Raw genomic sequence first — 7,854 nt, forward strand, 5'->3', positions numbered from 1 at the left:
GTGTATAAGAGACAGGGTCAGCCGGGCTCAGGTTGCGCAGCCGCAGGCAGGGCAGGTCGGCCAGGCTCAAGCAGGGCAGCGGCAGGTGCGGGTCGGGCCGATGGAGGCGGGGCAACCGTCGCAGGGTGGCCGATATCAGGCGCAGGCAGGTCAGGTGCGATCCGCGCAAGCTCAGGCAGGGCAGCGGCAGGCTCAGGTCGGGCAGCACGGGCAGGTCCGCCACGTCCCGTCGCGGAGTCACAGGCCGGCGCCCGTGCTGCTCGTCCCCGTGCCCTCTGCTCGGGCGGCCGTGCGGGCGCGTGGGCATGATCCGGCTCGGCGGATCGCGCTCGCGGCGGCGGGGGAGTTGCGGCGGACCGGGACGCCGGCTCGGGTGGTGGCCGTGTTGCGGCAGCGGCGGTGGGTGGCCGATCAGTCGGGGCTCAACTCACGGGAGCGGATGGGCAATCTCGCGGGTGCGCTGGAGGTGGTCGCGGGCGGTGCCCGGTTGCTCGCGGGTGGTCCGGTGGTGCTCGTCGACGACTTGATGACGACCGGGGCCTCTTTGAGGGAGGCGGCGCGTGCCGTACGGGAGGCGATCGCGGGCGGCGGAGAAGTTGGCGCAAGTGCCGCTGTGTACATGGGTGTGTCCCGGGAAGGCAGAGGGGAACACATCGAGAGATCAATGGAGAACGGGAGGAACATGGCACTCAGTGCACCGGGAATCACGGGTGTGAACGGCCCCGCTGACCTGATCTGCGCGGCGGTGATCGCCGCGTCGCCGGATTCCTTCGAAATAAACCGGAACTGACTGTGAACTTGCGTCGTTGCAGGTAATGACAGGGGCAATTCACCTGAACGGAGGTACGCCGCGGTAGAGGGTGACGACATCCGTCCGGGCGAGATATGTTCGGTTGTGAGAGAAAGGCGCAGGCCGCACCTCTCCTATCCGAATGCCGTGCTGCGGGTTTTCTGGAATCACCCGCGGCCATGGGGTGGAGATCTTGCCCATGGGGGAGGAGGAGGTGGAAGTCACCGAGTCCGAGGTTCCGGGGTGACCGGAGCCTGGTGCGAAAGGGAGACGCTCCGCAGCGAAGCGGAGCGATCCGGGAACGGAGTTCTGCGTGGACATCGTCGTCAAGGGCCGCAAGACCGAGGTGCCCGAGCGGTTCCGCAAGCACGTGGCCGAGAAGCTGAAGCTGGAGAAGATCCAGAAGCTCGACGGCAAGGTGATCAGCCTCGACGTGGAGGTGTCCAAGGAGCCGAACCCCCGACAGGCCGACCGCTGTGACCGAGTGGAGATCACGCTCCGCTCCCGCGGTCCGGTGATCCGGGCGGAGGCATCGGCCAACGATCCGTACGCGGCACTCGACCTCGCGGCGGAGAAGCTGGACGCCCGGCTGCGCAAGCAGCACGACAAGCGCAACACGCGCCGCGGCGCCCGTCGGCTCACCGCCGCCGAGGTCCCCGACCACGTCCCGGGCGCCGCGACGCTCAACGGCAACGGCCACGCCGTCCCGGACGAGCAGTCGGACGGTGTGCCCACCAAGAAGATCGGCTCGCTGGAGGTCAAGGGCGAAGGCCCCCTCGTCGTCCGCGAGAAGACCCACGTCGCCTCTCCGATGTCCCTCGACCAGGCGCTCTACGAGATGGAACTGGTCGGACACGACTTCTACCTGTTCGTCGACTCCGAGACCAAGGAACCGAGCGTCGTCTACCGACGGCACGCCTACGACTACGGCGTCATCCACCTCAGCACGGACCCGATGGTCACGCAGGCGCAACCGCCCGCGGCCGGCGGCACGCTGGGCGGCTGACCCGCCCGGCAGACAGCTGAGCCGGTGCCCCTGGAGCGCGTGTGCGCCCCCAGGGGCACCGGTGTGCGACCACTTCGCGCCCCGCTCCGTGACCGCACTGCCGTCCGGGCATGGAATCATGGCCGTACAGGCCCAACCGGTGGGCCGCTGCCTTGGGTTGGCGATGGCACAGGACCACAGGCCACAGCCTTCAGGGGGAGGAACGATGGCGGACAGCTTCGGACCGATGCATGTCGGGGAAGCCGACGGCGGCGTCGTCGGCATGGGCCCGGAAGCGGGCTCGACACGCAAGGAGCCGATCAGAGTCCTTGTCGTGGACGACCACGCCCTCTTCCGCCGGGGCCTGGAGATCGTGCTGGCGGCCGAGGAGGACATTCAGGTCGTCGGCGAGGCCGGTGACGGCGCCGAGGCCGTGGACAAGGCCGCCGATCTGCTGCCGGACATCGTCCTGATGGACGTACGGATGCCGAAGCGGGGCGGGATCGAAGCGTGCACCTCCATCAAGGAGGTCGCGCCCAGCGCGAAGATCATCATGCTCACGATCAGCGACGAAGAGGCCGATCTCTACGACGCGATCAAGGCGGGCGCGACGGGATATCTCCTCAAGGAGATCTCGACCGACGAAGTGGCCACCGCCATTCGCGCCGTGGCCGACGGACAGTCGCAGATCAGCCCCTCCATGGCGTCGAAACTCCTCACCGAGTTCAAGTCGATGATCCAGCGCACCGACGAGCGCCGACTGGTGCCCGCGCCCCGGCTCACCGACCGTGAGCTGGAGGTTCTCAAACTCGTCGCCACCGGAATGAACAACCGCGATATCGCCAAGCAGTTGTTCATCTCCGAGAACACCGTGAAGAACCATGTGCGCAACATCCTGGAGAAGCTGCAGCTGCACTCCAGGATGGAGGCGGTCGTCTACGCGATGCGGGAGAAGATCCTCGAGATCCGCTGACCCTCACGCCAGGAGACGGACCAGTTCTCCGGCGAGGGGGGCGCGCAGCTCGGGGGCGTCCACCCGCTCCACGCGTACGTCCGTGCAGTCCACCCAGCTCGCGGCCTCGACCAGGGCCTGGGCCACGGACGGGACGTCCCTCACGCCGTCCAGGGTGACCTGCTTGGCCACCAGGGTGCGGCCCTCGCGCGCGGGGTCGACGCGACCGACCAGCCGGCCTCCGGCGAGCACCGGCATCGCGAAATAGCCGTGGATCCGCTTCGGCTTGGGGACGTAGGCCTCCAGGCGGTGGGTGAAGCCGAAGATGCGCTCCGTGCGGGCCCGCTCCCAGATCAGGGAGTCGAACGGGGACAGGAGTGTGGTGCGGTGGCGGCCGCGCGGGGGTGTTTCCAGGGCCGCCGGGTCGGCCCAGGCGGGCTTGGACCAGCCCTCGACCGTGACCGGGACCAGGCCCGAGTCGGCGATCACGGCGTCGACCTGCTCGCCCTTGAGGCGGTGGTAGTCGGCGATGTCCGCGCGCGTGCCGACGCCCAAGGACTGGCCCGCCAGGGCGACCAGCCGGCGGAGGCACTCGGTGTCATCCAGCTCGTCGTGCAGCAACGCCTGCGGGATCGCGCGCTCGGCGAGGTCGTAGACCCGCTTCCAGCCGCGGCGCTCCACGCACACCACCTCGCCGTACATGAGCGCGCGCTCCACGGCGACCTTGGCGCCGGACCAGTCCCACCACTCGCTGGTGCGCTTGGCGCCGCCCAACTCCGTTGACGTCAGCGGGCCTTCGGCGCGGAGCTGCTTGATGACCTGCTCGTAGGTGCCGTCGGGGAGGTCGTGGTTCCAGTGCGGGCGGCCGCGGTAGGCGCGGCGGCGGAAGGCGAAGTGGGGCCACTCCTCGACGGGGAGGATGCACGCGGCGTGGGACCAGTACTCGAAGGCGTGTGTCTGGGTCCAGTACGCGTCCTCGACCGTCCTGCGGGGGACGGCGCCGAGGCGGGCGTACGGGATGAGTTCGTGGGAGCGGGCGAGGACCGAGATGGTGTCGAGCTGGACCGCGCCGAGATGGCGGAGCACGCCGCGCACGCCCGCGCGGCGGTCGGGGGCGCCGAGGAAACCCTGTGCGCGCAGGGCGATGCGGCGGGCGTCGGCTGCCGACAGGTCGGTCGTGGGGCGCGGGGCACTCGTCATGTCTCCGCACGATAGAGGGTGGCACTGACAACGCGGGCTGAGCTGGGGATTTGTCGCGTTACGGCTGGGCGGGAAGGTACGGCGCCGTCGACGGCAGGCCCAGGTCCGACGGCAGCAAGGAGCCCACCCAGCAGTCCCGTCGTACGCCCTTGTTGTTGAGCGAGGAGCGGAGCGTGCCCTCGATGGTGAAACCGGCGTGTTCGGCCACCGCGCGGGAGCCCTTGTTGCCGACTTCCGCGCGCCATTCCACTCGGTCGATCGACAGGCGGGTGAAGGCCCAGCGGGAGACGGCGATGGTGGCCTCGGTGATGTAGCCGTTGCCGCGGTGCTCCTTCGTGGCCCAGAAGCCGACCTCGCCGACGCCCAGGGAGCGCATCGTGATGGCGAGCATGCCCACCAACTCCCCTTCGGGGAGTTCGGGGTGTCCGGGGAGAAAGACACCGAAGGTGAACATCGAACTGTTCTCCCAGCCCTCCGGGACCAGTTGTTCGGTGAAACTCTGCGCGTGCTCCAGGAGGTAGGGCGAGGGGATCGTCGTCCAGCGCTGGATCTCGGGGTCCTGGGCGGCGGAATACACGACATCGGTGTCCTGCGGGCCTACGGAACGCAGGAGGAGACGGTCGGTCGTGAGCGTGACGGGTTCCATCGGCCGATTCTGCTCGGGGGCGCACAAGGACGCCATCCTTTTGCGCTGTGTGAGCGGGTGATCACATTTCGCGCAATTCCTCGGAGGGACGCGGCACCATCGGCGACCCCCGGCCGTTGTCCCCTTTGAAGCAGATTTGAAGGAGTGGACGGTCGGCGTCCCCGGCAGGCTCCCGGCGTGGCGGGGTCCTCGCATACGATGGCCGTTGCTCAGTCATGTCATTGGAAACCGACCGTCCCAGGCCCGACCGGCAAGGAGACCAACCCCCGTGTCCGTCCTCTCGAAGATCATGCGTGCAGGCGAAGGCAAGATCCTGCGCAAGCTGCACCGCATCGCGGACCAGGTCAACTCCATCGAAGAGGACTTCGTCGACCTCTCCGACGCCGAGCTGAAGGCCCTCACCGAGGAGTACAAGCAGCGCTACGCCGATGGTGAGACCCTGGACGACCTGCTGCCCGAAGCGTTCGCCACCGTGCGCGAGGCCGCCAAGCGCGTCCTCGGCCAGCGTCACTACGACGTGCAGATGATGGGCGGCGCGGCCCTGCACCTCGGCTACGTCGCCGAGATGAAGACCGGCGAGGGCAAGACCCTGGTCGGCACCCTGCCCGCGTATCTGAACGCCCTCTCCGGAGATGGTGTCCACATCATCACGGTCAACGACTACCTGGCCGAGCGCGACTCCGAGATGATGGGCCGCATCCACAAGTTCCTGGGCCTCGAGGTCGGCTGCATCCTCGCCAACATGACCCCGGCCCAGCGCCGCGAGCAGTACGCGTGCGACATCACGTACGGCACGAACAACGAGTTCGGCTTCGACTACCTGCGCGACAACATGGCGTGGGCACAGGACGAACTGGTGCAGCGCGGCCACAACTTCGCGATCGTCGACGAGGTCGACTCCATCCTCATCGACGAGGCCCGTACGCCGCTGATCATCTCCGGCCCGGCCGACCAGGCCACCAAGTGGTACGGCGACTTCGCCAAGCTCGTCACCCGCCTGAAGAAGGGCGAGGCCGGTAACTCGCTCAAGGGCCTGGAGGACACGGGCGACTACGACGTCGACGAGAAGAAGCGCACGGTCGCCATCCACGAGGGCGGTGTCACCAAGGTCGAGGACTGGCTGGGCATCGACAACCTCTACGAGTCGGTGAACACCCCGCTGGTGGGCTACCTGAACAACGCCATCAAGGCGAAGGAGCTCTTCAAGAAGGACAAGGACTACGTCGTCATCGACGGTGAGGTCATGATCGTCGACGAGCACACCGGGCGTATCCTCGCCGGCCGCCGCTACAACGAGGGCATGCACCAGGCGATCGAGGCGAAGGAAGGGGTGGACATCAAGGACGAGAACCAGACGCTCGCCACGATCACCCTGCAGAACTTCTTCCGCCTCTACAGCAATCTCTCGGGCATGACCGGTACGGCGATGACCGAGGCCGCCGAGTTCCACCAGATCTACAAGCTCGGCGTCGTCCCGATCCCGACCAACCGGCCCATGGTCCGCAAGGACCAGTCCGACCTGATCTACCGCACCGAGGTCGCGAAGTTCGAGGCGGTCGTCGACGACATCGCCGAGAAGCACGAGAAGGGCCAGCCGATCCTCGTCGGTACGACGTCGGTCGAGAAGTCCGAGTACCTCTCGCAGCAGCTCGCCAAGCGCGGCATCCAGCACGAAGTGCTGAATGCCAAGCAGCACGACCGTGAGGCGCCGATCATCGCCCAGGCCGGCCGCAAGGGCGCCGTGACGGTTGCCACCAACATGGCCGGCCGCGGTACGGACATCAAACTCGGCGGCAACCCTGACGACCTCGCCGAGGCGGAGCTGCGCCAGCAGGGCCTCGACCCCGAGGAGCACATCGAGGAGTGGGCCCACGCCCTGCCCGCCGCGCTGGAGAGGGCCGAGCAGGCGGTCAAGGACGAGTTCGAGGAGGTCAAGGACCTCGGAGGCCTCTACGTCCTCGGTACCGAGCGGCACGAGTCGCGTCGTATCGACAACCAGTTGCGCGGTCGCTCCGGCCGTCAGGGCGACCCGGGCGAGTCCCGCTTCTACCTCTCCCTGGGCGACGACCTGATGAGGCTGTTCAAGGCCCAGATGGTCGAGCGCGTGATGTCGATGGCGAACGTCCCGGACGACGTGCCGATCGAGAACAAGATGGTCACGCGCGCGATCGCGTCCGCCCAGTCGCAGGTCGAGCAGCAGAACTTCGAGACCCGCAAGAACGTCCTCAAGTACGACGAGGTCCTCAACCGCCAGCGCGAGGTCATCTACGGCGAGCGGCGCCGCGTCCTGGAGGGCGAGGACCTGCAGGAGCAGGTCGTGCACTTCATGGACGACACGATCGACGCGTACATCACCGCCGAGACCGCAGAGGGCTTCCCGGAGGACTGGGACCTCGACCGGCTGTGGGGCGCGTTCAAGCAGCTCTACCCGGTGAAGGTCACCGTGGAGGAGCTGGAGGAGGCGGCCGGGGACCGGGCCGGTCTGACCGCCGAGTTCATCTCCGAGTCCATCAAGGACGACATCCACGAGCAGTACAAGGAGCGCGAGGAGCAGCTCGGCTCCGAGATCATGCGTGAGCTGGAGCGCCGCGTCGTGCTCTCGGTCCTGGACCGCAAGTGGCGCGAGCACCTCTACGAGATGGACTACCTCCAGGAGGGCATCGGCCTGCGCGCGATGGCCCAGAAGGACCCGCTGGTCGAGTACCAGCGCGAGGGCTTCGACATGTTCACCGCCATGATGGACGGCATCAAGGAGGAGTCCGCCGGCTACCTGTTCAACCTGGAGGTCCAGGTCGAGCAGCAGGTCGAGGAAGTCCCCGTGGAGGACGACAAGCCGTCGCTCGACAAGGAGGACACGGTGCCCGCCCAGGCGAGCGCCCGTCCCGAGATCCGCGCCAAGGGGCTCGACGCCCCGCAGCGGCCGGACCGGCTGCACTTCTCCGCGCCGACCGTGGACGGCGAGGGCGGCATCGTCGAGGGCGACTTCACCAGCGACGACGAGCCCGTGCGCTCCGAGTCGGACGGCCTCACGCGCGCGGAGCGCCGCAAGCAGGGGCGCCGGGGCAGCCGCCGCAAGAAGTGACGGTCGCTCCGCGGGTCTGGCGGTGAGCTGTGGCGGGCGGCCCCTTGAGTGAGGGGTTGAGCTTGTCGGGGCCGCGCCGCTCTCCGGTGGAGGACCTTGAAGGGCCGGGCATCGTGAAGGTGCCCGGCCCTTTGGCGTGTGGGCGGGTTGCACGCGTGCGTGCGGGGTGCGGGCAGGCGCGGGGTGCGGTGGGTACGGC

The 7,854-nt window shown here is 68.1% G+C and carries 6 protein-coding genes; 4 read left to right on the forward strand and 2 right to left on the reverse strand.

The window, feature by feature from the left end:
* Nucleotides 1–100 precede the first annotated feature (100 nt).
* The 3 genes from ACNFOC_RS46960 (at nt 101) to ACNFOC_RS46970 (ending at nt 2,748) form a co-directional block, all read left to right on the forward strand.
* Nucleotides 101–790, forward strand: a complete 690-nt coding sequence (locus ACNFOC_RS46960) for a ComF family protein (RefSeq protein WP_416965128.1) — start codon at nt 101–103, stop codon at nt 788–790.
* 313 nt (nt 791–1,103) lie between these two features.
* On the forward strand, nt 1,104–1,796 hold the full coding sequence (hpf, locus tag ACNFOC_RS46965) for a ribosome hibernation-promoting factor, HPF/YfiA family (RefSeq protein WP_019056767.1): 693 nt from the start codon (nt 1,104–1,106) through the stop codon (nt 1,794–1,796).
* Nucleotides 1,797–2,001: 205 nt separating this feature from the next.
* Nucleotides 2,002–2,748, forward strand: a complete 747-nt coding sequence (locus tag ACNFOC_RS46970; protein ID WP_416965124.1) for a response regulator — start codon at nt 2,002–2,004, stop codon at nt 2,746–2,748.
* Between the two features lie 3 nt (nt 2,749–2,751).
* Here ACNFOC_RS46970 and ACNFOC_RS46975 read toward each other — a convergent pair whose 3' ends face one another.
* Both ACNFOC_RS46975 and ACNFOC_RS46980 read right to left on the reverse strand, forming a co-directional pair.
* Entirely contained in the window at nt 2,752–3,927 is a 1,176-nt protein-coding gene (locus ACNFOC_RS46975; RefSeq protein ID WP_416965125.1) for a winged helix-turn-helix domain-containing protein, read from the reverse strand.
* Between the two features lie 58 nt (nt 3,928–3,985).
* Nucleotides 3,986–4,573, reverse strand: a complete 588-nt coding sequence (locus ACNFOC_RS46980; protein ID WP_416965126.1) for a GNAT family N-acetyltransferase — start codon at nt 4,571–4,573, stop codon at nt 3,986–3,988.
* A 268-nt stretch (nt 4,574–4,841) separates the two neighbouring features.
* Here ACNFOC_RS46980 and secA point away from each other — a divergent pair, with 268 nt between their 5' ends.
* Nucleotides 4,842–7,655 carry a preprotein translocase subunit SecA gene (gene secA / locus ACNFOC_RS46985; RefSeq protein WP_416965127.1) on the forward strand — a complete coding sequence of 938 codons (2,814 nt, stop codon included), beginning with the start codon at nt 4,842–4,844 and terminating at the stop codon, nt 7,653–7,655.
* Nucleotides 7,656–7,854: the final 199 nt, after the last annotated feature.

Origin of the sequence: Streptomyces colwelliae (assembly GCF_048158785.1) — a bacterium.
Classification (GTDB): Bacteria; Actinomycetota; Actinomycetes; order Streptomycetales; family Streptomycetaceae; genus Streptomyces.

Bases quoted from the DNA above. Each gene is read 5' to 3' on its own strand.
- ACNFOC_RS46980 (WP_416965126.1), bottom strand. From the start codon at position 4,573: ATGGAACCCGTCACGCTCACGACCGACCGTCTCCTCCTGCGTTCCGTA.
- ACNFOC_RS46975 (WP_416965125.1), bottom strand. From the start codon at position 3,927: ATGACGAGTGCCCCGCGCCCCACGACCGACCTGTCGGCAGCCGACGCC.
- ACNFOC_RS46960 (WP_416965128.1), top strand. From the start codon at position 101: ATGGAGGCGGGGCAACCGTCGCAGGGTGGCCGATATCAGGCGCAGGCA.
- ACNFOC_RS46970 (WP_416965124.1), top strand. From the start codon at position 2,002: ATGGCGGACAGCTTCGGACCGATGCATGTCGGGGAAGCCGACGGCGGC.